Genomic DNA, 22,476 nt, shown 5'->3' on the forward strand with positions numbered 1-22,476 from the left:
CCTTGGATGAACGACCCCCGGTGATCGACAGGAGGAGCCCGGCGACCATGAACGTGTCATTTCCGGATGCCGGCACGCTGCGGACGGTTCTCACCCTGGCCACCCGTGCGCCGTCGATCCACAACACGCAACCGTGGCGCTGGCGGGTGGGCGCTGACACGCTGCAATTGTTCGCCGAACCCGACATGCAGCTGCAGAGCACCGATCCCGACGGCCGCGACCTGATCATCAGTTGCGGTGTCGCGCTGCATCATTGCGTGGTGGCACTGGCCTCGATGGGCTGGCACGCCAAGGTGAGCCGCCTGCCCGACCCGGACAATCCCCGCCACCTGGCCACCGTCGAGGTGGTGCCACAGGCTCCGGACCAGACCGACATCGCACTGGCGGCGGCCATTCCGCGGCGGCGCACCGATCGGCGTGCCTACAGTTCCTGGCCGGTGCCGGGCGGCGATATCGCCCAGATGGCGGCCCGGGCCGCACGCTGCGGGGTGATGCTTCGCCAGGTGGATAGCGTGCAGCGGATGAAAGATATTGTGGCGCGGGCTGTTTGGGACCACGCGACCGACGACGCTTACATGCGGGAACTCACCACATGGAGCGGCCGGTACGGCTCGGTGGCTGGGGTTCCGGCCCGCAACGCTCCACCGTCGGACCCCGACGCCCCGATCCCAGGCCGGCTGTTCGCCGGCGCCGGGCTGGCGCAACCGTCAGGCGTCTCCCCGGCCGACGACAGCGCCGCAGTGCTGGCGCTGGGCACCGAAAGCGATGACCGGCTGGCACGGTTGCGCGCGGGCGAGGCCACCAGCGTGGTGCTGTTGAGCGCCACCGCGATGGGCTTGGCTTGCTGTCCGATCACCGAGCCGTTGGAGATTCCCGAGACCCGTGCCGCAGTGCGCTCAGATGTGTTCGGCGCCAGCGGTTTTCCGCAGATGCTGTTGCGGGTGGGATGGGCCCCGATCAACGCCGACCCGCTCCCGGCCACCCCGCGGCGTCGTCTGGTCCGCGTCGTGGACTGGCCCGGCCAGCAACTGGAGGAGCCGCTATTGGAGGAGCGGCGCTGACCAGCGCAACAGCGTGCCACCGGAAGACTGGTTCGCGATGGAGAAGTCGCCGCCGACCTCCTCGGCACGTCGACGCAGGTTGGTCAGGCCGCTGGCGGTGAAATCCTGCGGCATTCCGCGGCCGTTGTCGCTGACCTCGATGCACAGATCGTCTTCGACCCTGATCCGCACCGTCACCATGCCGGCCTGCGCGTGCCGGGCGGCGTTGCTGACCGCTTCCCGGACCACCGCTTCGGCGTGATCGGCCAACCCGCCGTCGACCACCGACAGCGGACCCACGTACTGGACCGTGGTACGCAATCCGGATCCGCCGAATTGCCCGACGGCGGCGTCGATCCGCTGCCGCAACCGGGTGATGCCCTGGGAGGACCCGTGCAGGTCGAAGATGGCGGTCCGGATCTCCTGGATGACCGCCTGCAGATCGTCGATCGACTCCGAAAGCCGCTGCTGCACTTCGGGTTCTCGGGTGCGCGGCACCGCGCCCTGCAACGACAGGCCCACCGCGAACAGGCGCTGGATCACGTGATCGTGCAGATCCCGGGCGATGCGGTCGCGGTCGGTGAGCACGTCGAGCTCACGCATCCGGCGCTGCGAGGTGGCCAGCTGCAGAGCCAGCGCCGCCTGGTCGGCGAAGGCGGCCATCATCTCGAGTTGTTCGTCGGTGAACGATCCCGGACTGCCGTGGCGCAGCAGCACCACCACCCCGGCGACGGTGTCGGTGTCCCCGGCGCGCAACGGCAACAGCAGAGCAGGCCCCGCGTAGGCCAAGCCGTCGAGGTCGATCCGGTCGACCTGGCGCGGCGCGCTGTCGACCAACACCTCGCCGACGGCCGACCCCGCCACCGGAATGGTCTTTCCGGCAACGGCATTCGCCGGGCTGCCGACCGTCTCGATGACCAGCATCTCGGCGACGTCGAGGGCCGGCTGGCTCTCGTCGAGCGGTACGGCGACCACGGCGGCATCGGCGTCGGTCAGCTTGAGCGCCTCCTCGGCGACCAGCCGGAACACCGTCGAAGGTTCGGCGCCAGAGAGCAATTCGGTGGCGATGTCGCGGGTGGCCTCGATCCAGGACTGGCGCGTGGTGGCCTGCTGGTAGAGGCGCGCATTGGTGATGGCAATGCCCGCCGCCGCGGCCAGCGCCTGCACCAGCACCTCGTCGTCGTCGCTGAACGGTTGCCCGTTGGTCTTGTCGGTCAGATACAGGGTGCCGACGGATTCGTCGCGGACCCGCACCGGAACTCCGAGGAAGGTCCGCATGGACGGGTGATTCGGCGGGAAACCCACCGACGCAGGGTGCTGCGAGAGATCGTCCAGCCGTAGCGGTTTGGGTTCGTCGATGAGCAGCCGGATCAGACCGAGACCCTCGGGTAGGTGCCCGATACGCCGGACGGTCTCCTGGTCGATGCCCTCGTAGACGAAATGCAGCACCCGGTTGTCCCGGCCGTGCACCTCCAGTGCGCCGTAGCGGGCGTCGACCAGATTGGTCGCGGAGTGCACGATCGAGCGCAGGGTGGCATTGACTTCCAGCCCCGAGGTGACCACCAGCATGGCTTCCAGCAGACCGTCGAGCCGATCGCGGCCTTCCACGATCTGTTCGACCCGATCCTGCACCTCGGCCAGCAACTCACGCAGACGCAGCCCGGACAGCGTCTGGCGCAACGGATGCATGTCGTTATCCATTGCCAGGCGGCCGGGACCGTTTCAATTCCGTTGCGAAAACCGCGGCTTGGGTTCGGCGCTCCATGCCCAGCTTCGCCAGCAACCGCGACACGTAGTTCTTCACCGTCTTCTCGGCAAGAAACATGCGGTCGGCGATCTGCTTGTTGGTCAGGCCTTCGCTGAGCAGACTCAACAACGTCCGCTCCTGGTCGGTCAGGCCCGACAGCGGGTCCGGCCGCTCGGTGGCATCTCGCAACTTGGACATCAACGCCGCCGCGGCGCGATTGTCCAGCAGCGACCGGCCCGCACCCACGTCTTTGACGGCGCGCGCCAATTCCATCCCCTTGATGTCCTTGACCACGTAGCCACTCGCCCCGGCCAGAATCGCATCGAGCATCGCCTCGTCGGACGTGTACGAGGTGAGGATGAGGCATCGCAGTTCGGGCATGCGGGACAACAGATCACGGCACAGTTCGATGCCGTTGCCGTCCGGCAACCGCACATCGAGGACCGCCACATCGGGGTTGGCCGCCGGTATCCGGGCCATCGCTTCGGCGACCGAACCGGCCTCACCGACGACGTCGAGTTCGGGGTCGGCGCCCAGCAGGTCGATCAGTCCGCGGCGGACCACTTCGTGGTCGTCGACCAAGAAGACCTTTACCAAGGCTGCACTCCCCTTTGGCGTCACTACAAGTTGCCGCACCGCACAGTCAGTACCGACGATCCCGCGTTGTACACGCTGCACACCTGCGCCGCGTGGGCATCGGTGACGAACAGTTGCCCCGGAGCGCCGTGGTGGGCCATATACCGGCCGGCATGTCCACCCACGATGGCCGACTCGATCCTGACGTCGGGATACAGCCGGGTCCAGCGCGCCAACCGCCGATCCAATTGCGCTTGGGCCAAATGGCTTCCGTCGTCGGATCCCCGGGCGCAGGCAGCACGCACGGAGATGGCGCGCAGCGGAACCTCACGCAGCCGGGCCTCCTCGAAGGCGTGTCGCAACACGGAACCATTGTCCACTTCGGCGACGACGCGCCCGATCTGGGGGGTTGACGCGTCGTCGGGCGCACGGTGGATCACCGCCACCGGGCACAGCGCCGACCCGGCCAGGGCACCCGCAACCGACCCTTTGCCGCACCGGGCGTGATTGACTCCCATCGAGCCGACGCAGATCATCGCGGCCGACCGCGATTCGGCCATCAACTTGTTCAGTGGTTTGCCCCAAAGGATTTCGGTTTCCATCGTGACCAGCGCGCCCGTCGCCTCGACCGCCCGATAAGCGTCATAGAGCGCCGTACGGGCGACGGACTGGCGCGCGTCGACGTCATCGCCGACGGAGGCGTACGCGGGGTCTATGACGTAGATCAGTCGCAGCGGGATGTCGCGGCTGACCGCCTCGTCGACCGCCCACAGAGCCGCGTGCAGCGCCGCCTTCGACCCGTCTATACCGACGACGACGGCCGGAGCTTCGAAGCTGTTCATCGCCGTCTCCCTTCACTTCGATCCGTTCGGCTAATCCGAACGTATTGCCGGGCGGACGGCGTTTACAGAGGAATTGGTCCCCGGGACAGGGCCATTGGTCCCGGAAAATGGGTGGGGATGACCTCTTGCCAGCGTGCCGAATCCAGAATTGGATGTTGATAGGCACACACACCCAGCCCGTGCGTGAGATGCCTGGCGAATCCAGCCCACCGTCCAGACAGGAGTCCCTGAATGGCTGTGCAAGAAGTCCCGTCCTCCACTAATCCGCGTGATCCGTCGCCGAAGCCACTGGTGGGCAGGGGGTGGATTCAGGGCGTCGCGTTGGTGATGATCTTCGGGTTCTTCGTGATGGGAATCCTGGCCTACCGCACCTACACGGCGGCGATGCCGATGCCGGACAAGGTGGTCACCGAGTCGGGACAGGTGTTGTTCACCGGGGAAGACATCACCAAAGGTCAAGAGATCTACCAGGCCCGCGGTCTGATGGAGTACGGATCGGTACTGGGCCACGGCGCTTATCTGGGCCCCGATTACACGGCCGACTATCTGCGGATGGCCACCGACGACGTCGCGAACCAATTCCGCGCCGAAGGTGTCACCGAGCCGCGTGAGCGGGTGGTCAACGAATTCCGCACCAACCGCTACAACGCCGAAAACAAGACGCTGGTATTCACCAACCGGCAGGCCACGGCGTTCGACCACATCCAGAATCACTACGCCGAGATACTCGGGGAGAACTCCACCAAGTACGGCCTGCTGCCCGAGCTGATCACCGACAAGACCCAAATCCGCCAGCTCACCGCGTTCTACGCCTGGACGGCGTGGGCGGCGGCGGCCGAACGCCCCGGCCACAAGTACTCCTACACCAACAACTGGCCGTCCGAGCAGCGCGTCGACAACGGTCCGACCGCATCGGTGATCGTGTGGTCGGCGCTGTCACTGATCGCACTGCTGGGCGGCATCGGCATCATGTTCGCCGTCTACGGGCGGTGGAGCCAGAAGGTGGGTTGGCACGGCGCCGAGTCGTCCACCCTGTCGTTCCGCCAACCCGGGCAGGTGGGCCTGACTCCCGCTCAACGGGCCTGTGTGTGGTTCTTCGCGGTTGTGGCGGTGCTGTTCCTGGTGCAGACGCTGCTGGGCGCGGCGGCCGAGCACTACCGGGCCGACCTGTCGACGTTCTTCGGCATCGACCTGGCCCGCATACTGCCGTACAACCTGGCCCGGACCTGGCACCTGCAACTGGCCTTGTTCTGGACCGCTGCCGCCTTCCTGGCCGGCGGGATCTTCCTGGTGCCGTTCATCGCCCGCCGCGAGCCGAAGCGTCAGGCGACGCTGGCTTACGTGCTGCTGGGCGCGGTCGCGCTGGTGGTGTTCGGATCGATGATCACCGAGGCGCTGTCCATCTACGGTGTGATCCCCGAAGGTGGGCTGTTCTCCCAGCAGTGGGAGTACCTGGATTTGCCGCGGCTGTGGCAGATACTGCTGATCGTCGGGATGTTCGTGTGGATCGCGATCATCTGGCGCGGCATGCGGGCCCGGCTCAAGGGCGAGTCGAAGATGAACATGCCCTGGCTGTTCTTCTTCTCCGGACTGGCGATCCCGGTGTTCTACACCGTCGGCCTGCTGGCCGGCAGCGACACCCACTACACCGTCGCCGACTTCTGGCGGTTCTGGGTGGTGCATCTGTGGGTCGAGGACTTCCTCGAGCTGTTCACCACGGTGATGGTGGCCTACATGTTCGTGCTGCTGGGAGTGGTGCGTGAACGCATCGCGCTGGGCGTGATCTTCCTCGACGTCATCCTGTACTCGGCCGGCGGCGTCATCGGCACCATGCACCATCTGTACTTCTCCGGCACCCCGGTGGAGCACATGGCGCTCGGCGCGTTCTTCTCCGCGGCCGAGGTCATTCCGCTGACCTTCCTGACGGTCGAGGCGTGGGCGTTCCTGCAGTTGGGTTCGCGCCAGCAGACCGGCGACGCCAACCCGTTCCCGCACCGCTGGGCGGTGATGTTCCTGGTGGCCGTGGGCTTCTGGAACTTCCTGGGCGCCGGCATCTTCGGGTTCCTGATCAACCTGCCGGTGGTGTCCTACTACCAGATCGGCACCGCGCTGACCGCCAACCACGGCCACGCGGCCATGATGGGCGTGTACGGAATGCTCGCCGTCGGGCTGGCCATGTTCGCGTTCCGCTACGTGATCCCGGCCGACAAGTGGCCGGAGAAGCTGGCCCGAATCTCGTTCTGGTGCATGAACATCGGCCTGGCCTGGATGGTGTTCGTCACGCTGCTGCCGCTGGGTGTGATGCAACTGTTCCACTCGGTCAACGACGGCTACTACGAGGCGCGGTCGCTGGGCTACATCACCAAGCCGGGCAACGCGGTGCTGGAGTGGCTGCGGATGCCCGGGGACCTGATCCTGATCGTGGGCGGAGTGTTGCCGTTCGTGTGGATCGCGTTGCTGGCACTGCGCAACTTCCGGTCCGGCACCACCGTCGAGGAACTGCCCGAGCACCCGCTGTACACCGAGAACACCACGGTGGAGCCGGCAGTGGCGAAGGACTGATCGGTGGCACCACCCGCGACCTCGGTATGGCTGATTGCCGGTTACTCGCTGATACTGCTGGCCGTCGGGTGGTGCTTCGACGCGATGGCACGGCACGCCTCGGCGCGGGCGGCGGCCTGGCGCACCGGGCAGTTCCGCTACCGCCCGGACCATGACGCCTGGGTGTGTCCGCAGGATCACTGGCTGTGGCCGACGTCGTTCGATCCCAAGCACCGGGTGATGCGCTACCGGGCGCTGCCGGTGGTGTGCAACAGTTGCCCGGTCAAATTGTCCTGCACCTCCTCCGAGCACGGCCGGGAGATCAGCCGGGACGTCGATCCGTGGCCGCATTCCGAAGCGGGCCGGTTCCACCGCGGAATCGCCTGCAGCGTGGCCGCATTCGGGATCGTGCTGCCGCTGGCGATGCTGATCGCCAATCATTCCGCGGCCGACGTGCTGGTACTGGCGGGCACCATCGTGGTGGTAGCGCTGTTGGGTGCGCCACTGGCCCGCCACTTTTGGAACACCCCGGCCAACGCGCCGGACCATCTGCCCCACCGCACCGCGATCGAGGATCAGGTGGCCGCCGCGGTCGACCGCTATTCGACCCGCTGGGGGGGTTGGGAAGGCAAGGAGGACAAGACATGACCGGTGCGGTGCTGGGGGTTGCCGGCGTCGGGATAGTGCTGTTGGGTGTGCTGGCCGTGCTATCGCTGGCCGTGCTGCGCGAATACGAACGCGGCGTGGTGTTCCGGATGGGTCACGTGCGACCGCTGTATCAGCCCGGCCTGCGTTTCTTGGTCCCGTTGTTGGACAAGATGATCCGAGTCGACCAGCGGTTGGTGACTTTGACCATCCCGCCGCAGGAGGTGATCACCCGCGACAACGTGCCGGCGCGAGTGAACGCCGTGGTCATGTTTTCGGTGACCGATCCGCTGAAAGCGATTCTGGCAGTGGAGAACTACGCGGTGGCCACCTCGCAGATCGCGCAGACGACATTGCGGTCGCTGCTGGGACGCGTCGACCTAGACACCCTGCTGGCCCATCGCGAAGACCTCAACAGTGACCTGCGCACCATCATCGAGAAGATGACCGAGCCGTGGGGTGTGCAGGTGCGCGTGGTGGAGATCAAGGACGTCGAGATCCCCGAGTCGATGCAGCGCGCCATGGCGCGCGAAGCCGAAGCCGAACGGGAGCGTCGCGCGAAGGTGATCAACGCACGCGGCGAACTACAGGCGTCCGAGGAGCTGCGCGAGGCGGCCGAGACCCTCTCCAAGAGTCCGGCGTCGCTGCAGTTGCGTTATCTGCAAACGCTGCTGGAGTTGGGTGCCGATCAGAACTCGACGGTGGTCTTCCCGCTGCCCGTCGACATCATCACGCCGTTCCTGCGCAATCCGGACGCGTTGCGGGGCGTGATCGACAACGTCAACAACGCCGGCGTCAATCACCACGACTGATTTCGGGCGCTTCTCCGGGTGGTTCGGACGGCGCGAAACTCCAATTGTCCGGATTGTTCGGTGAGTACACGACGGGAAGCTGTTGTCCCATCACCGGCCAGGGCGTGCCGTCGCCGACGACCATGCGGCCATGGACGGCGTGCTCGTTGACCGTGGGTCCGTTGATGACCCCGGAAATCGTGACGAACTGTTGTCCGCCGTCATCGGGCAACCCGGCGCTGACCCCGGTGACCAGCAGCGTGCCGCTGGCCAGCGCGCCTCGCGGCCCTGGCCGCATGAACCGCGGCACGATGAGCGCCAACAGCACGGCCACCAGCAACAGCAGCACCATGAATTCCCACACAAGGCCATGGTAGGACTGCTGACATGGGCGAAGACCTGCAGTTCGCACTGGCGCTGGCCGACCGTGCCGACGCCTTGACCCGTGACCGCTTCGGCGCACTCGATTTGCACATCGACACCAAGCCCGATTTGACCCCGGTGACCGACGCCGACCGCACCGTGGAAACCGAATTGCGAGAAGCGATCGCGGTCGGGCGGCGCGGCGACGACGTGCTGGGCGAGGAGTTCGGCGGGACGGCAACGTTGCGCGGACGGCAGTGGGTGATCGACCCGATCGACGGCACCAAGAACTTCGTGCGCGGGGTTCCGGTGTGGGCCACCCTGATCGCGCTACTCGAGGACGGCGTCCCGGTCGTCGGCGTGGTGAGTGCTCCCGCCTTGCAGCGCCGGTGGTGGGCCGCGCACGGCCAGGGCGCGTTCGCGTCGGCCAACGACGCCGCACCCCGTCGGCTGTCGGTTTCGGCTGTGGCAGAACTGGATTCGGCCAGCCTGTCGTTCTCGAGCCTGTCCGGGTGGGCAGCACTGGGACTTCGCAACAACTTCCTCGAACTGACCGACGCGGTCTGGCGGGTGCGCGCCTACGGCGATTTTCTGTCCTATTGCCTGCTGGCCGAGGGGGCCGTCGACATCGCCGCCGAGCCGGAAGTGTCGGTCTGGGATCTGGCCGCGCTGGACATCGTGGTGCGCGAGGCCGGCGGTCGCTTCACCAGTTTGGACGGCGCCGCCGGACCGCACGGCGGCAGCGCGGTCGCGACCAACGGTCTGCTGCATGACCGCGTGCTGAACAGCCTGCGCACCGCTGTGAATTAGCTAACACGGCGCTATCTATCTTACTCCGGAGTAAGATACGGTTATTCGCATCGCCCCAACGACCGAGGCTGCCGAAATGACCGACACTGCTTCAGATACCCCGCCGCGCGCCAAGAAGCGCCGGGACCGCCAGACCGCGATCGGTATGAGACCGCACAAGCGCACCGCGGTCGACGTGGCCATCGCGCTGATCACCCCGCTCGTCGGCCAGGAATTCCTGGACAAGTACCACTTGCGGGACCCGCTCAACAAAGGCCTGCGCTCCGGCACGAAGGCGCTGTTCAGCACCACCACCGCGGCCACCCGGCAGTTCAAGCGGGTACAGAGCCTGCGTGGCGGCCCGACCAGGCTGAAGTCCAGCGGCAAGAACTACTTCGACCTGACGCCCGACGACGACCAGCAGATGATCGTCGAAACCGTGCAGGAATTCGCCGCCGAGATCCTGCGTCCGGCCGCGCACGACGCCGACGAAGCCGCCGCCTACCCGTCCGGCCTGATCACCAAGGCCGCCGAACTGGGCATCACCGCGATCAATATCCCCGAGGACTTCGACGGCATCGCCGAGCACCGCTCGGCCGTCACCAACGTGCTGGTGGCCGAGGCGTTGGCGTACGGCGACATGGGGCAGGCGCTGCCGATCCTGGCGCCCGGCGGTGTGGCCTCCGCGCTAACCCACTGGGGCAGCGCCGATCAGCAGGCGACCTACCTGAACGAGTTCGCCGGCGAGAACGTCCCGCAGGCCTGTGTGGCCATCGCCGAACCGCAGCCGCTGTTCGACCCGACCCGGCTCAAGACCACCGCGGTCCGCACCCCGTCCGGGTACCGCCTGGACGGCGTGAAGTCGTTGGTGCCGGCCGCGGCCGACGCCGAACTGTTCATCGTCGGCGCCCAACTCGACGGCAAGCCCGCGCTGTTCATCGTCGAATCGTCCGCCAACGGACTTACCGTCCGCCCCGACCCGAGCATGGGAATCCGCGCCGCGGCACTGGGACAGATTGAGCTGTCCGGGGTTTCGGTGCCGCTGCACGCCCGGCTCGGCGAGGACGAGGCGAGCGACGCCGACTATTCCGAGGCGATCGCGCTGTCCCGGCTGGGCTGGGCGGCGCTGGCGGTCGGCACCTCGCACGCGGTGCTGGACTACGTCATCCCCTACGTCAAGGAACGGGAAGCCTTCGGCGAACCGGTCGCGCGTCGTCAAGCCGTCGCGTTCATGTGCGCCAACATCGCCATCGAGTTGGACGGGCTGCGGCTGATCACCTGGCGCGGCGCATCGCGCGCCGAGCAGGGCCTGCCGTTCGCCCGGGAAGCCGCGCTGGCCAAGCGGTTCGGCGCCGACAAGGGCATGCAGATCGGCCTGGACGGCGTGCAGCTGCTCGGCGGGCACGGCTACACCAAGGAGCACCCGGTCGAACGTTGGTACCGCGACCTACGCGCCATCGGCGTCGCCGAGGGCGTCGTCGTCATCTGAGTGGCCACCTGAACTTCTGAATCGAAAGATCAATCATGGCAATCAATCTCGAGCTACCGGGCAAGCTGCAGGCCGTCATCACCAAGACCCACCAGGGCGTCGCGGAGTTGGTCCGGCCGATCGCCCGCAAATACGACCTGAAAGAGCACGCCTACCCGGTCGAGCTCGACACCCTGATCAACCTCTTCGAGGGGGCGTCCGAGTCGTTCAGTTTCGCCGGCGCCGGTGAATTGCGCGGTGCGGAGAGCAAGGACGACAACCACAACGGCGCCAACATGGCCGCGCTGGTGCAGACCCTCGAAGCCAGCTGGGGTGACCTGGCGATGATGCTGTCCATCCCCTACCAGGGCCTGGGCAACGCGGCCATCTCCGCCGTCGCCACCGAGGAACAACTGGAACGCTTCGGCAAGGTGTGGGCCGCGATGGCCATCACCGAGCCGGGGTTCGGCTCGGACTCGGCCGCGGTGTCCACCACCGCCCGCCTCGACGGCGACGAGTACGTGATCAACGGCGAGAAGATCTTCGTCACCGCCGGTTCCCGCGCTACCCACATCGTGGTGTGGGCGACGCTGGACAAGTCGGTCGGACGCGCGGCCATCAAATCGTTCGTCGTGCCGCGCGAGCATCCCGGCGTCACCGTTGAACGCCTCGAGCACAAGCTGGGTATCAAGGGTTCGGACACCGCGGTGATCCGGTTCGACAACGCGCGCATCCCCAAGGACAACATCCTGGGCAATCCGGAAATCGAAGTGGGCAAGGGCTTTTCCGGTGTGATGGAGACCTTCGACAACACCCGGCCGATCGTCGCCGCGATGGCCGTCGGCGTCGGCCGGGCCGCACTGGAGGAAATCCGCAAGATCCTCTCCAATGCCGGCGTCGACATCGACTACGACCGGCCGGCGCACGCCCAGAGTGCGGCCGCTGCGGAGTTCCTGCGCATGGAATCGGACTGGGAGGCAAGCTATCTTCTGTCGCTGCGGGCAGCCTGGCAGGCCGACAACAGCATCCCCAACTCCAAGGAAGCGTCGATGAGTAAGGCCAAGGCCGGCCGAATGGCCACCGACGTCACCTTGAAGACGGTCGAATTAGCCGGCACCACCGGCTATTCCGAGCAGACACTGCTGGAGAAGTGGGGTCGCGACTCCAAGATCCTGGACATCTTCGAAGGCACCCAACAGATTCAGCAGCTGGTGGTCGCCCGGCGCCTGCTGGGCCTGTCCTCGGCCGAACTGAAGTAGCGGACTCAGCCGATCTCCGCCGGCGGGTCGACTTCGTCGTCGGGGTCCACCAGATCCAGTTCCCACCACTGCACGTCGTGCCAGGTGTCGAGCTTCCATCCGACCCGACGAAAAAGCCCGACCGGCTGGAACCCGAAGGCTTCGTGAAACGCGTTGCTGGCCTCGTTGGGCTGGGCGATGCAGGCGAATGCTCTGCGGAACCCATGTCCGGGAAGACGTTTGAGCAGTTCGGTGTACAGCAGCCGCCCGCCGCCCGATCGCTGGCGATCCTGCGCCAGATAGACGCTGGTCTCCACCACCCACCGGTAGGCCGAACGTGGATGAAACTGGCTCGCATAGGCATAGCCGGTGACAATCCCGTCGACCTCGAGCACCAGCCATTCGTAGCCGTCGACAGCGGCTTCGATGCGATCGGCCATGTCCTGCACCGTCGGCACTTCGGTTTCGAAGGTGATCGGAGTATCGAGCACATAGGGCCGGTAAATCTCGGCACACGCCGCAGCATCAGCAACGGTGGCGGTGCGAACCAACGACATCAGCCGGCCAGTCGCACAACGCCGCAGCGACCAAAAGGGAAGCGATCCACCGCTCGAGGTTAGCCCGAGACCGGCCTACCGCCCGGCGCCACCACGATGCGGAGTTCTAGATTGAGGCAGGCGGGAATCGACTTGGAGGTTGGCATGCGCGCGGCACAGGTGACTCGACTGGACGGTCCGGACGCGATCGAGGTGACAGACGTCGACGAACCCACCGGCGACGGCGTGGTGGTCGACGTGCACGCCGCCGGAGTGGCCTTCCCCGACGCGCTGCTCACCCGCGGTCTCTACCAGTACCGGCCGGATCCCCCGTTCGTGCTGGGTGCCGAGATCGCCGGAGTGGTCCGCTCGGCGCCCGACGGGGCGCACGTGCAAGCCGGCGACCGGGTCCTCGGACTGACCATGCTGACCGGGGCGATGGCCGAGGTCGCGGTGCTGGGCCCGGACCGGGTGTTCAAGCTGCCCGACAACGTCAGCTTCGAGGCGGGCGCCGGGGTGCTGTTCAACGACCTGACGGTGTACTTCGCGCTGAGTACCCGCGGCCGGTTGCAGACCGGTGAGACGGTGCTGGTGCACGGGGCCGCCGGTGGCATCGGCACGTCGGCGCTGCGCCTGGCGCCGGTGTTGGGCGCCTCCCGCGTCATCGCGGTGGTCAGCTCGGAAGAGAAAGGACAGATCGCGACGGCGGCCGGTGCCACCGATGTGGTGCTGGCCGACGGGTTCAAAGACGCGGTCAAAGAGCTCACCGACGGCCGCGGCGTCGACATTGTGGTGGACCCGGTGGGCGGCGACCGGTTCACCGATTCACTGCGTTCCCTGGCCCCGGCGGGACGGTTGCTGGTGATCGGCTTCACCGGTGGCGAGATCCCCACGGTGAAGGTAAACCGGTTGCTGCTCAACAACATCGACGTGGTCGGGGTCGGTTGGGGCGCGTGGGCAGGCAAGCATCCGGGTGCACTCGACGAACAGTGGGCTGCGTTGGAGGAACTGTTCGCCTCGGGCAAGCTGGCACCGCCGGAACCCGACGTGTACCCGTTGGCCGAGGCCGCCGCCGCGGTGGCGTCACTGGAGAACCGCTCGGCCAAGGGGAAAGTCGTACTGCGCATCCGCGACTAGAGCGTGCGCAGTTCGCGACGCGATTGATCCCGCGAGCGTCCGCAAATGTACGGCGCAGCACCGGTTTTCTGGCATTTTGGGGACCCTCGTGACCGAGAAGTCCCGGCGGCACCGCCTGTGCTTGCATCCCGGCAAAAGAGAAACTAATGTCACTTTTAGTTTTATGAGCCCGTCCCCGCGCGAGCAGACGCAAAATCGCACAATTTGGTCCGCAACCATGCGAGTTTGCGTCTGCTCGACAGAGTCTTGGAGGCCGCCGTGGAATCCTTCATTCACCTGCGCAAAGGCAGGACACCGAAACGCGTACACGCCGACCTCGACGGCCTCAAGGACGACGAACTCGGCCGCGGCGGGTTCACCGGTCGCACCGCCAACATCTACCGCCGCCACGACCCCACCGCCTACCGCGCGGTGGGACCGTTGCGACCGGTGGACGTGCTGGCCGACCAGCTCAAACCCAGCGACGCCACCGATGCAGGCGGTGGACCGCTGCTGATGTTCAGCAACCCCGACTGCCGGGTGCTGCTGAGCCGCCGGCAGGAGGAGATGCCGTTCTACACCCGCCACGTCGACGGCGACCTGCTGTGCTTCGTGCACGACGGCGCCGGACTGCTGGAAACCGAGTTCGGCCCGCTGCGCTACCGGCCGGGCGACTGGGTGTACCTCCCGAAAGCGACCACCTGGCGCCAGATACCCGACGGCGAAACCACCTTGCTGATGATCGAGGCGACCGACGAGTTCCGGGTGCCGCCACCCGGTGCGCTGGGCCGGCACTTCCCGTTCGACCCGTCGCAGGCCGTGATCCCGGACCCGGTGGCGCTCGACGACGACGGCCGGGACGAGTACGAAGTGCGGCTGATCCATCGGGACATGCCGGATGCCGGGTCGACAACCACTCTTTATTACCAACACAATCCGATCGACGTCGAAGGCTGGCGCGGCGACAGCTTCGCGTTCACCTTCAACATCGCCGACTACAACGTCGTCACCTCCGACAGCGTGCACCTGCCCCCGACCGTGCATCTGTTCATGCAGGCCACCGGCGTGTACGTGATGAACTTCCTGCCCAAACCCGCCGAGGGCATCCCCGGCACCGAACGAACCCCGTGGTATCACCGCAACGTCGACTACGACGAGATCGCGTTCTTCCACGGCGGCTCGCTGTACGGCATCCCGATGCCGCCGGGCCTGATCTCCCATGCGCCGCAAGGGGTTCACCACGGGGCGCCGGAGAAAGCTCGCGAACGGGCGCGCCGCAAGTTCGACGACTATCAACGGGTGGACTGGCAGGTGATCGCCATCGACACCCGGCGCCGGCTGACCCCGTCACCCGAAATACTCGCCAACGACCTAGGACAGCACCAGTGAAGTACGACTACGAGCGAATCCCCTATCTCGTTGCTTTCCAGAACCATTCGGCGGTACGAGACGTCTACGGCGGGGTGGCCGAGCTGACCGTCCTGGAGAGCTACCTGCTCAAGCCGAAGGACCGCCCGTCGGACACCGTGCTGGTCTTCATGCACCCGATCGGCGGCGGGGCCTACCTGCCGATGATCAACGCCCTGGCCCGGGCCGGTCACCATGTCATCTACTGCAACAGCCGGTTCCGCGGCACCGACTCCGCGCTACTGATGGAGAAGGTGGTCGAGGACCTCGGCGAATGCATCAAGGACGCCAAGAACCGGTTGGGTTACCAGAAAGTGGTCCTGGCCGGCTGGAGCGGCGGCGGCTCCCTGTCGGTGTTCTACCAGCAGCAGGCGCAGCACCCGACGATCACCTCCAGCCCGTCCGGGGACGGCCCCGACCTGACCAAGCTCGACCTGCCGCCCGCCGACGGAATCATGTTGCTGGCCGCGCACATCAGCCGCCACGGCACGCTGACCGAATGGCTGGATGCGTCGATCCTGGACGAATCCGATCCCAGCAACCGCGACCCCGAGCTGGACCTGTACAACCCGGACAACCCGAACCAACCGCCCTACAGCGAGGAGTTCCTGGTCCGCTACCGCAACGCGCAGATCGAACGCAACCGGCGCATCACCGCGTGGGCGAAGGACAAGCTGCAGGAGTTGAAGGCGGCGGGCCGCCCGGATGACGAGTTCGCCTTCGTCGTGCACGGCACCATGGCCGACCCGCGCTGGCTGGATCCCACCGTCGACCCCAACGAACGCACACCGGGCACCTGCTACCTGGGTGATCCGCAGGTGGTGAACATGAGCCCGGTCGGGCTGGCCCGGTTTTCCACCCTGCGCGGCTGGCTGTCGCAGTGGAGCTACGACGACGCCCGGGGCGACGGCGTGGCGTGCGGCAAGGACCTGGCGATCCCCGCATTGGTGATCGGTAACCTGGGCGACGACGCGTGCACACCCAGCCACACCCGGCGGCTTTTCGAGGCGATCGGGCACCCGGACAAGGAGATGTACGAAATCCCCGGCGCGACACACTATTACGTGGGACCCGACCAGCGTGACAAACTGCGCCAAGCCGTCGACATCGTCACCGACTGGCTGAACCGGCACGACTTCGCGAGCGCCGGATGACCTCCACCGGCCCGCTGGACGGCATCCGGGTGCTCGAACTCGGCACCTTGATCGCCGGCCCGTTCGCCGGCCGGCTGCTGGGCGACATGGGCGCCGACGTCATCAAGGTGGAACCACCCAACGCCCCCGACCCGCTGCGCACCTGGGGCCAGGCCGAAGTCGACGGACATCGCGTCTTCTGGACCGTGCACGCCCGCAACAAACGCGCCATCACCCTCGACCTGCGCAAGCCCCGCGGACGCGAGTTGTTCCTGGACCTCGTCGACAAGTCCGACATCATCGTCGAGAACTTCCGCCCGGGCACGCTGGAAAAATGGAACCTGGGTTACGACGTGCTCAGTGACCGCAATCCGGGCATCATCCTGGTCCGGGTGTCGGGCTACGGCCAGACCGGACCGGACGCCCACAAGGCGGGCTATGCCTCGGTCGCCGAAGCGGCCAGCGGGCTGCGGCACCTCAACGGCTTCCCCGGCGGCCCCCCGCCCCGGCTCGCGCTGTCCCTGGGCGACACCCTGGCCGGCATGTTCGGCGCGCAGGGCGCCCTGGCTGCGCTGCACCGCCGCGGCGTCACCGGTAGAGGTCAGGTCGTCGATGTCGCGCTGACCGAATCCTGTTTAGCCGTGCAGGAATCCACGATTCCCGACTACGACGTCGGCGGCGTGGTGCGAGGACCGTCGGGCACCCGGCTGGAAGGGATCGCCCCGTCCAACATCTACCGCAGCGCCGACGGCTCGTGGGTGGTGATCGCGGCCAACCAGGACACCGTGTTCGCCCGGTTGTGCAAGGCGATGGGACGTCCCGAACTCGTCACCGACGAACGATTCGACACCCACCGCGCCCGAGGCCGCAACCAGGACGAACTCGACGAGATCATCGGCGCCTGGGCCGCCGGGCGCCAGCCGGCTGACATCATCGAAACCCTTTCCGCCGCAGGGGTGATCGCCGGACCGATCAACACGGTCGCCGAGGTGGTCGACGACCCGCAACTGCGGGCGCGCGACATGCTGGTGCCGCACTACGACGAGCGGGTCGGCCGGGAAGTGCTGGGCCCGGGAATCGTGCCGGTGCTCTCGGAATCCCCCGGTGCGGTCCGCAACGCCGGTCCGGCGCGGCCGGGGCAACACAACGAAGACGTCTACGCCGGCCTGCTGGGCAAGAGCTCCGACGACATCGCCCAATGGGTCGCCGAGGAGGTGTTGTGAACGCCCACATAGACATTCGCGAAGTGGCACTGCGCGACGGCCTGCAGATCGAGCAGCCGATCCCGTTGTCGGCCAAGCTGGAACTGCTGGCCGCCGTGGCGGCCACCGGGGTACGTGAGGTGGAAGCCACCGCGTTCGTCTCTCCGACGAAGGTGCCGTCGATGGCCGATGCCGCCGAGTTGGCCGCCGAACTGCACAACTTCCCGGAGATCGAATTCTCCGCCCTGGTGGCCAGTCCCAACGGCGCCAAACGCGCGATCGCGGCCGGACTGCGCTCGATCGAGTATGTGGTGGCCGCCAGCGACGCGTTCAGCAAAGCCAACGTCGGGCGTTCCAGCGCCGAGGCCACCGACCAGATCGGCGACATCGTCGCCATCGCCCACGACGGCGGCGCGGCCGTCGAGGTCATCGTCGCCACCGCGTGGGACTGCCCGTTCGACGGGCCCACCCCGGCGCAGCGCGTCCTGGACATCGGTGCGGCCGCGGTCTCGCACGGCGTGGACCGGTTCTGCATCGCCGACACCATCGGCACCGCCACGCCCGGCCGGGTGAGTTCGCTGGTCGCGCAACTGAGTCCGGTCATCGCCGACCTGCCGCTGGGCGGGCATTTCCACAACACCCGCGGTTCCGGGCTGGCCAGCGCGTATGCCGCGGTCACCGCTGGCGTCACCCGCCTGGACGCGTCGGTCGGCGGCCTGGGCGGCTGCCCGTTCGCGCCGGGAGCCACCGGCAACATCGCGACCGAGGACCTGGTGTACCTGTTGACCGACAGCGGATTCGAGGTCGACGTGGACCTGGCGGCCGCGATCGCGGCGGCGGAGGTTGCGAGATCGGCTGTGGGGCATGACCTGCCCAGCGCACTGTTGCGCGCCGGAGACCGGATCCGCGGCTGATGCCCGCCGAGCTGGTGAGCGCCAAGGGGCGACAGACCCGTCAGGCTATCGAGCTGGCGGCCCGGAAGCTGTTCGCCGAGCGCGGTTTTCACGGCACCACGCTGGCTGACATCACCTCGGCGGCGGGCAAGTCCTCGGCGGTGTTCTACCGGTATTTCACCGACAAGGAAGACCTGCTGGCCGCGCTGGCGGAGTCGTTTTTGCATGACGTCGTCGAACCATCGGGATCCAGCGTCGACCTGCCCTCCTCCCCCGACGACGACACGTTCTTCACCACGACCGTCACCGGTTACTGGAACATGTTCAAACAGAACATCGGCATCATGATCGCGGTGGCCCAGCTGGCCGCGACCCAGCAGCGGTTTGCCAAGGTGCAGAACGACTTCCGCCGGTTCGGCATGGACATCGTGGCGGCATCGGTCCACCGCGCCCAGGAGCAGGGGTACGGCACCGAACTGAACCCGGAACACACCGCGGCGGCGATTGCCCTGCTGTTCGAGAACTTCACCACGGTGTTCGTCGGCAAGCCAGACCCCCGAAAAGGACTCGGCGTCACGATCACCGACGAGGACGCCATCGCCCTGCTGTCGCGGATCTGGAAGAAAACCCTGTACGGAAAGTAAGGATAACAACGTGGATTTCGCTCTGCCAGAACATCTTCCGGGACTGCTCGCGGAGATGGACGAGTTCATCGAGACCGAGATCAAACCGCTGGAACGCGAGAACATCCAGTACTTCGACCATCGCCGGGAGAACGCCCGCACCGACTGGGACAACGGTGGCATCCCCCGTCGCGAATGGGAGGACCTGCTCGGCGAGATGCGCAGGCGCGCGGACCGGGCAGGCTGGCTGCGCTACGGCCTGCCCGCCCAGTTCGGTGGCCGCGACGGCAGCAACATCGACATGGCCCTCATCCGGGAACACCTGGCGCACAAGGGTCTCGGGCTGCACAACGACCTGCAGGACGAGTCGTCGATCGTCGGCAACTTCCCGCAGGTCATCATGATGGACCGGTTCGGCACCGACGCACAGAAGCAGGAGTGGACCGAGGCGCTGATCACCGGCGAGCGCTCGATGGCGTTCGGACTGACCGAACCCGGCCACGGATCGGACGCCACCTGGTTGGAGACCACCGCGGTCAAGGACGGCGACGACTGGGTCATCAACGGCGCCAAGCGATTCAACACCGGCGTGCATCGCGCCAGCCACGATCTGGTGTTCGCCCGCACCTCGGGCGAGCCCGGACAGGCCCGTGGCATCAGCGCGTTCCTGGTGCCGTGCGACTCCCCCGGCTTCACCATCCCGTACTACTGGTGGACGTTCAACATGCCCACCGACCACGCGGAGGTGGAACTCAAAGATGTCCGGGTGCCCGCCGACGCGGTGCTCGGCGAGGTGGACCGCGGCCTGGAAGTGGGCCAGACCTTCCTGCACGAGAACAGGATTCGGCAGGCGGCCAGCAGCCTGGGCGCCGCGCAGTACTGCATCGACCGCGCGGTGGCCTACGCCGGTGAACGCATCGTGTTCGGCAAGCCGCTGGCAGTGAACCAGGCCGTGCAGTGGCCGCTGGTGGAGTTGCAGACCGAAGCGCAGATGGTGCGGCTGCTGGTGTACTACGCGGCCACCCAGCTGGACGACAACCACCACATGGAGGTCTCCGACAAGGTGTCGATGGCCAACTACCGCGCCAACCGCCTGGTGTGCGAAGCCGCCGACCGGGCCATGCAGGTGCTCGGCGGCATCGGCTACAGCCGCCACGAACAACTCGAACACATCTACCGCCATCACCGTCGTTACCGGATCACCGAGGGCGCCGAGGAGATCCAGATCCGCCGAGTCGCCCAGCGGCTGTTCAAGTTCGGCAAGAAATGACCCTCGCCGAGGACCTGGCCGCGCTGTTGGCGGGGGTAACCGGCCAGCCGGTGACCGTCGAGAACCTGCGCGTGCTCACCGGCGGCGCCAGCCGCACCACCTACGCGTTCGACGCCGTCACAGACGCCGAGAGGCGCGCGCTGATCCTGCGCAGCGGCCCGCCCGATGACGTCCACGCGGGCATGGAGCTGGAAGCCCGCACCCAAGCCGCCGCCAGAGCCGCCGGCGCACCGGTTCCGCACGTGCTGATCGCCGATGATTCGGTAGGCGCCCTGGGCAATCCGTTCCTCATCTGCGAAGAGATCAAGGGCGAGACCATCGTTCGGCGCATCTACCGGCAACTCAGCGACCCACAGCGGCTGTTGCACCAGTGCGCGCAGGCCATCGCCGCCATTCACCGGGCCGACCCCGACATACCCGGGCTCACCGAGGAAGATCCCGTCGGCCAGTGGCGCGAACGGCTCGACGAGATGGGTGACACCACCGCCACCTTCGAATGGGCGTTCCGCTGGCTGGAAGCCAACCGGCCGTCGACGCCTTCCCCCACCGTGCTGGTGCACGGCGATTTCCGGATGGGCAACCTGATCGTCGATGGATCCGAGCTGGCCGCCGTGCTGGACTGGGAGCTGGTGCACGCCGGAGAGAGCTACGAAGACCTGGCCTGGTTCTGTGTGCGCGCCTGGCGGTTCGGCGCGCCCCCCAGCCGCGCGGCGGGCGGGCTGGGCAGCATCGAAAGTTTCCTGCGCAGCTACGAGGACGCCGCCGGTTCGACCGTCGATCGCCCGACGTTCCGGTGGTGGCTGGTCTTGGCCACCCTGCGGTGGGGGATCATCTGCCGTTACCAGGCCGAGCGGCATCTGAGCGGGCAGACCCGCTCGGTCGAACTGGCCACCATCGGCCGGCGCGTCTGCGAGAACGAGTGGGACCTGCTGGACCTACTCGAGGAAGCGTCGTGAGTCTGCACGGCCGGCCGACGGCCGCCGAACTCGTCGCCGCCGTCGCCGAATTCCTGGAGACCGAGGTCCGCGAGGCGACCAGCGGACCGGTCAACTTCCACGCCCGGGTGGCCGCCAACGCGTTGCGCATGGTCGAACGAGAACTGCTCGAACCCGACGAATCCGACGTCCGGGCGGCGCTGACGGACTTGGGGTTCCCGGACGAAGCCGCCCTGACCGCCGCCATCCGGCGCGGAGACTTCGACGAGCACGCCCAAGACGTCACCGCCGTGCTACGCACCCTGGTCCGCCATCGGCTGGCCGCCGCCCATCCCGGATACGACGCACCAGAGGAGCCCGCCCCATGAGCCATGCCGTTCTCGAGGCCGCCGATCGCCTGTTCGCCGCCATCGAACGCGGCGACTGCGACGAGGTGGCCGACATGTGGAGCGACGACATCGCGGTATGGCGGACGGACGGACACCGCGACCCCAGAAAGTGCGATGACAAGGCCCGCGCGCTGCGGGTGATCAACTGGTTCATCTCGGCCACCACCGAGCGCAGCTACGAAATCCTCGATCGGCAGGTCTTCGACACCGGATTCGTCCAACAGCACATCCTGCGCGCCAGCGGGCACGCCGGGCAGTCGATCTCGCTGCGGGTTTGCATCGTGATCAAGTTGGACAACAACGGTTTTATCAACCGTATCGACGAGTACTTCAACCCCGAGGAACTCGCCCCGCTACTGGACCGGCACGAGGACCGACGATGACGACGCTGGAGACGCTGCTCACCGATCCCGAGACCACCGGGCCCTGGAACCTGGCACCCGACCGGTCGTCGGTCGGATTCAAGATCAAGAACATGTGGGGCGTGCTGCCCGTCAAGGGCAAGTTCACCAAGATCAGCGGCGACGGACGCCTCACCGACGAAGGCACCATTTCGGGCCGGCTCACCATCGTGGTCGCCTCGTTGCGCACCGGCATCCGCCGTCGGGACCGGCACCTGCTGTCCGCCGACTTCTTCGACGCCCAGCGCTTCCCGCACATCACGATCCTGGTCACCGGCTTGCAACCGACGACCGGGAAGTCCGCCGAACTGCAGACGAATTTCACCATCAAAGGCGTCAGCGAGCCGGTGCTGTTGCCGGTCCGGATCACCGAGCTGGACGACGGGTCAGTGCGGATACACGGTGAAACCCAGCTCGACCGGACCCGTTTCGACGTGGACTGGAACAAACTCGGCGTCATGGCCAACACCGTCACCGTGTCGTCAGAAGCCGTCTTCGTGCGGTCCGCCGGAATCGCGTGATCTACCATCT

At 66.8% G+C, this 22,476-nt stretch carries 23 protein-coding genes; 18 read left to right on the plus strand and 5 right to left on the minus strand.

From position 1 onward, the window contains the following. Window positions 1–47 precede the first annotated feature (47 nt). Window positions 48–1,061, plus strand: a complete 1,014-nt coding sequence (locus tag AC5Y46_RS20485) for an Acg family FMN-binding oxidoreductase (protein WP_499946361.1) — start codon at window positions 48–50, stop codon at window positions 1,059–1,061. Here the strand turns inward: AC5Y46_RS20485 and AC5Y46_RS20490 are convergent. Genes AC5Y46_RS20490 through AC5Y46_RS20500 form a run of 3 tightly spaced genes read right to left on the minus strand, consistent with a single transcriptional unit; the run spans window position 1,041 to window position 4,205 of the window. Then, on the minus strand, window positions 1,041–2,741 hold the full coding sequence (locus tag AC5Y46_RS20490) for a GAF domain-containing sensor histidine kinase (protein WP_499946362.1): 1,701 nt from the start codon (window positions 2,739–2,741) through the stop codon (window positions 1,041–1,043). The genes AC5Y46_RS20485 and AC5Y46_RS20490 overlap by 21 nt on opposite strands. Continuing rightward, window positions 2,734–3,384 (minus strand): hypoxia response regulator transcription factor DosR/DevR, encoded by a 651-nt coding sequence (gene dosR, locus AC5Y46_RS20495; RefSeq protein WP_499946363.1) that lies wholly within the window; start codon window positions 3,382–3,384, stop codon window positions 2,734–2,736. Before dosR ends, AC5Y46_RS20490 begins: the two co-directional genes overlap by 8 nt. Before the next feature lie 23 nt (window positions 3,385–3,407). Next, complete coding sequence (locus AC5Y46_RS20500) at window positions 3,408–4,205, minus strand: universal stress protein (protein WP_499946364.1); 798 nt, start codon at window positions 4,203–4,205, stop codon at window positions 3,408–3,410. A 231-nt stretch (window positions 4,206–4,436) separates the two neighbouring features. Here AC5Y46_RS20500 and AC5Y46_RS20505 point away from each other — a divergent pair, with 231 nt between their 5' ends. From AC5Y46_RS20505 to AC5Y46_RS20515, 3 genes are read left to right on the plus strand one after another with little or no spacing between them, the layout of a single operon-like run. Beyond that, window positions 4,437–6,767 (plus strand): nitric-oxide reductase large subunit, encoded by a 2,331-nt coding sequence (locus AC5Y46_RS20505; RefSeq protein ID WP_499946365.1) that lies wholly within the window; start codon window positions 4,437–4,439, stop codon window positions 6,765–6,767. Between the two features lie 3 nt (window positions 6,768–6,770). Continuing rightward, entirely contained in the window at window positions 6,771–7,394 is a 624-nt protein-coding gene (locus AC5Y46_RS20510) for a hypothetical protein (protein WP_499946366.1), read from the plus strand. After that, window positions 7,391–8,203: a slipin family protein gene (locus tag AC5Y46_RS20515; protein WP_499946367.1), complete on the plus strand. Its 813-nt coding sequence runs from the start codon at window positions 7,391–7,393 to the stop codon at window positions 8,201–8,203. Before AC5Y46_RS20510 ends, AC5Y46_RS20515 begins: the two co-directional genes overlap by 4 nt. On the opposite strand, the gene AC5Y46_RS20520 is transcribed toward AC5Y46_RS20515, so the two are convergent. Further along, window positions 8,187–8,546, minus strand: a complete 360-nt coding sequence (locus AC5Y46_RS20520) for a hypothetical protein (protein WP_499946368.1) — start codon at window positions 8,544–8,546, stop codon at window positions 8,187–8,189. The genes AC5Y46_RS20515 and AC5Y46_RS20520 overlap by 17 nt on opposite strands. Window positions 8,547–8,569: 23 nt before the next feature. Here AC5Y46_RS20520 and hisN point away from each other — a divergent pair, with 23 nt between their 5' ends. The 3 genes from hisN to AC5Y46_RS20535 all read left to right on the plus strand — a co-directional run bounded on the left by hisN (window position 8,570) and on the right by AC5Y46_RS20535 (window position 12,061). Beyond that, the gene (hisN, locus tag AC5Y46_RS20525; protein WP_499946369.1) at window positions 8,570–9,355 is read left to right on the plus strand and encodes a histidinol-phosphatase; all 786 of its coding nucleotides are present in this window, start codon (window positions 8,570–8,572) and stop codon (window positions 9,353–9,355) included. A 76-nt stretch (window positions 9,356–9,431) separates the two neighbouring features. After that, window positions 9,432–10,823, plus strand: coding sequence for an acyl-CoA dehydrogenase family protein (locus tag AC5Y46_RS20530; RefSeq protein ID WP_499946370.1), 1,392 nt, complete (start codon window positions 9,432–9,434; stop codon window positions 10,821–10,823). Window positions 10,824–10,858: 35 nt separating this feature from the next. Then, window positions 10,859–12,061, plus strand: coding sequence for an acyl-CoA dehydrogenase family protein (locus AC5Y46_RS20535; protein WP_499946371.1), 1,203 nt, complete (start codon window positions 10,859–10,861; stop codon window positions 12,059–12,061). 5 nt (window positions 12,062–12,066) lie between these two features. Here AC5Y46_RS20535 and AC5Y46_RS20540 read toward each other — a convergent pair whose 3' ends face one another. After that, window positions 12,067–12,597 carry a GNAT family N-acetyltransferase gene (locus tag AC5Y46_RS20540; protein ID WP_499946372.1) on the minus strand — a complete coding sequence of 177 codons (531 nt, stop codon included), beginning with the start codon at window positions 12,595–12,597 and terminating at the stop codon, window positions 12,067–12,069. A 144-nt stretch (window positions 12,598–12,741) separates the two neighbouring features. Between AC5Y46_RS20540 and AC5Y46_RS20545 the strand changes: the two genes are divergently transcribed. From AC5Y46_RS20545 to AC5Y46_RS20595, 11 genes are all read left to right on the plus strand, one after another. Next, window positions 12,742–13,713, plus strand: a complete 972-nt coding sequence (locus AC5Y46_RS20545) for an NADPH:quinone oxidoreductase family protein (protein ID WP_499946373.1) — start codon at window positions 12,742–12,744, stop codon at window positions 13,711–13,713. 258 nt (window positions 13,714–13,971) lie between these two features. Then, window positions 13,972–15,081 carry a homogentisate 1,2-dioxygenase gene (locus tag AC5Y46_RS20550; RefSeq protein WP_499992733.1) on the plus strand — a complete coding sequence of 370 codons (1,110 nt, stop codon included), beginning with the start codon at window positions 13,972–13,974 and terminating at the stop codon, window positions 15,079–15,081. Further along, window positions 15,078–16,253: an alpha/beta hydrolase family protein gene (locus tag AC5Y46_RS20555; RefSeq protein WP_499946374.1), complete on the plus strand. Its 1,176-nt coding sequence runs from the start codon at window positions 15,078–15,080 to the stop codon at window positions 16,251–16,253. The genes AC5Y46_RS20550 and AC5Y46_RS20555 overlap by 4 nt, the downstream gene beginning before the upstream one ends. Further along, window positions 16,250–17,455 (plus strand): CaiB/BaiF CoA transferase family protein, encoded by a 1,206-nt coding sequence (locus tag AC5Y46_RS20560; RefSeq protein ID WP_499946375.1) that lies wholly within the window; start codon window positions 16,250–16,252, stop codon window positions 17,453–17,455. The genes AC5Y46_RS20555 and AC5Y46_RS20560 overlap by 4 nt, the downstream gene beginning before the upstream one ends. Then, the gene (locus AC5Y46_RS20565) at window positions 17,452–18,348 is read left to right on the plus strand and encodes a hydroxymethylglutaryl-CoA lyase (protein ID WP_499946376.1); all 897 of its coding nucleotides are present in this window, start codon (window positions 17,452–17,454) and stop codon (window positions 18,346–18,348) included. Before AC5Y46_RS20560 ends, AC5Y46_RS20565 begins: the two co-directional genes overlap by 4 nt. Then, a complete protein-coding gene (locus AC5Y46_RS20570) occupies window positions 18,348–18,971 on the plus strand; it encodes a TetR/AcrR family transcriptional regulator (protein WP_499946377.1) in 624 nt (207 codons plus the stop codon). Before AC5Y46_RS20565 ends, AC5Y46_RS20570 begins: the two co-directional genes overlap by 1 nt. A gap of 10 nt (window positions 18,972–18,981) precedes the next feature. Further along, window positions 18,982–20,220, plus strand: a complete 1,239-nt coding sequence (locus AC5Y46_RS20575; protein ID WP_499946378.1) for an acyl-CoA dehydrogenase family protein — start codon at window positions 18,982–18,984, stop codon at window positions 20,218–20,220. After that, entirely contained in the window at window positions 20,217–21,176 is a 960-nt protein-coding gene (locus AC5Y46_RS20580) for a phosphotransferase family protein (RefSeq protein ID WP_499946379.1), read from the plus strand. Before AC5Y46_RS20575 ends, AC5Y46_RS20580 begins: the two co-directional genes overlap by 4 nt. Next, the gene (locus tag AC5Y46_RS20585; protein ID WP_499946380.1) at window positions 21,173–21,523 is read left to right on the plus strand and encodes a DUF6285 domain-containing protein; all 351 of its coding nucleotides are present in this window, start codon (window positions 21,173–21,175) and stop codon (window positions 21,521–21,523) included. The genes AC5Y46_RS20580 and AC5Y46_RS20585 overlap by 4 nt, the downstream gene beginning before the upstream one ends. Next, window positions 21,520–21,927 (plus strand): nuclear transport factor 2 family protein, encoded by a 408-nt coding sequence (locus AC5Y46_RS20590; protein WP_499946381.1) that lies wholly within the window; start codon window positions 21,520–21,522, stop codon window positions 21,925–21,927. The genes AC5Y46_RS20585 and AC5Y46_RS20590 overlap by 4 nt, the downstream gene beginning before the upstream one ends. Beyond that, a complete protein-coding gene (locus AC5Y46_RS20595; protein ID WP_499946382.1) occupies window positions 21,924–22,466 on the plus strand; it encodes a YceI family protein in 543 nt (180 codons plus the stop codon). Before AC5Y46_RS20590 ends, AC5Y46_RS20595 begins: the two co-directional genes overlap by 4 nt. The last annotated feature ends 10 nt before the right edge of the window (window positions 22,467–22,476 follow it).

It is taken from the genome of Mycobacterium sp. NGS59 (assembly GCF_059812345.1).

Coding starts and splice junctions, on each gene's coding strand:
- AC5Y46_RS20485 (WP_499946361.1), top strand. CDS start 48: ATGAACGTGTCATTTCCGGATGCCGGCACGCTGCGGACGGTTCTCACC.
- AC5Y46_RS20490 (WP_499946362.1), bottom strand. CDS start 2,741: ATGGATAACGACATGCATCCGTTGCGCCAGACGCTGTCCGGGCTGCGT.
- AC5Y46_RS20500 (WP_499946364.1), bottom strand. CDS start 4,205: ATGAACAGCTTCGAAGCTCCGGCCGTCGTCGTCGGTATAGACGGGTCG.
- AC5Y46_RS20505 (WP_499946365.1), top strand. CDS start 4,437: ATGGCTGTGCAAGAAGTCCCGTCCTCCACTAATCCGCGTGATCCGTCG.
- AC5Y46_RS20515 (WP_499946367.1), top strand. CDS start 7,391: ATGACCGGTGCGGTGCTGGGGGTTGCCGGCGTCGGGATAGTGCTGTTG.
- hisN (WP_499946369.1), top strand. CDS start 8,570: ATGGGCGAAGACCTGCAGTTCGCACTGGCGCTGGCCGACCGTGCCGAC.
- AC5Y46_RS20530 (WP_499946370.1), top strand. CDS start 9,432: ATGACCGACACTGCTTCAGATACCCCGCCGCGCGCCAAGAAGCGCCGG.
- AC5Y46_RS20535 (WP_499946371.1), top strand. CDS start 10,859: ATGGCAATCAATCTCGAGCTACCGGGCAAGCTGCAGGCCGTCATCACC.
- AC5Y46_RS20540 (WP_499946372.1), bottom strand. CDS start 12,597: ATGTCGTTGGTTCGCACCGCCACCGTTGCTGATGCTGCGGCGTGTGCC.
- AC5Y46_RS20545 (WP_499946373.1), top strand. CDS start 12,742: ATGCGCGCGGCACAGGTGACTCGACTGGACGGTCCGGACGCGATCGAG.
- AC5Y46_RS20560 (WP_499946375.1), top strand. CDS start 16,250: ATGACCTCCACCGGCCCGCTGGACGGCATCCGGGTGCTCGAACTCGGC.
- AC5Y46_RS20570 (WP_499946377.1), top strand. CDS start 18,348: ATGCCCGCCGAGCTGGTGAGCGCCAAGGGGCGACAGACCCGTCAGGCT.
- AC5Y46_RS20580 (WP_499946379.1), top strand. CDS start 20,217: ATGACCCTCGCCGAGGACCTGGCCGCGCTGTTGGCGGGGGTAACCGGC.
- AC5Y46_RS20590 (WP_499946381.1), top strand. CDS start 21,520: ATGAGCCATGCCGTTCTCGAGGCCGCCGATCGCCTGTTCGCCGCCATC.
- AC5Y46_RS20595 (WP_499946382.1), top strand. CDS start 21,924: ATGACGACGCTGGAGACGCTGCTCACCGATCCCGAGACCACCGGGCCC.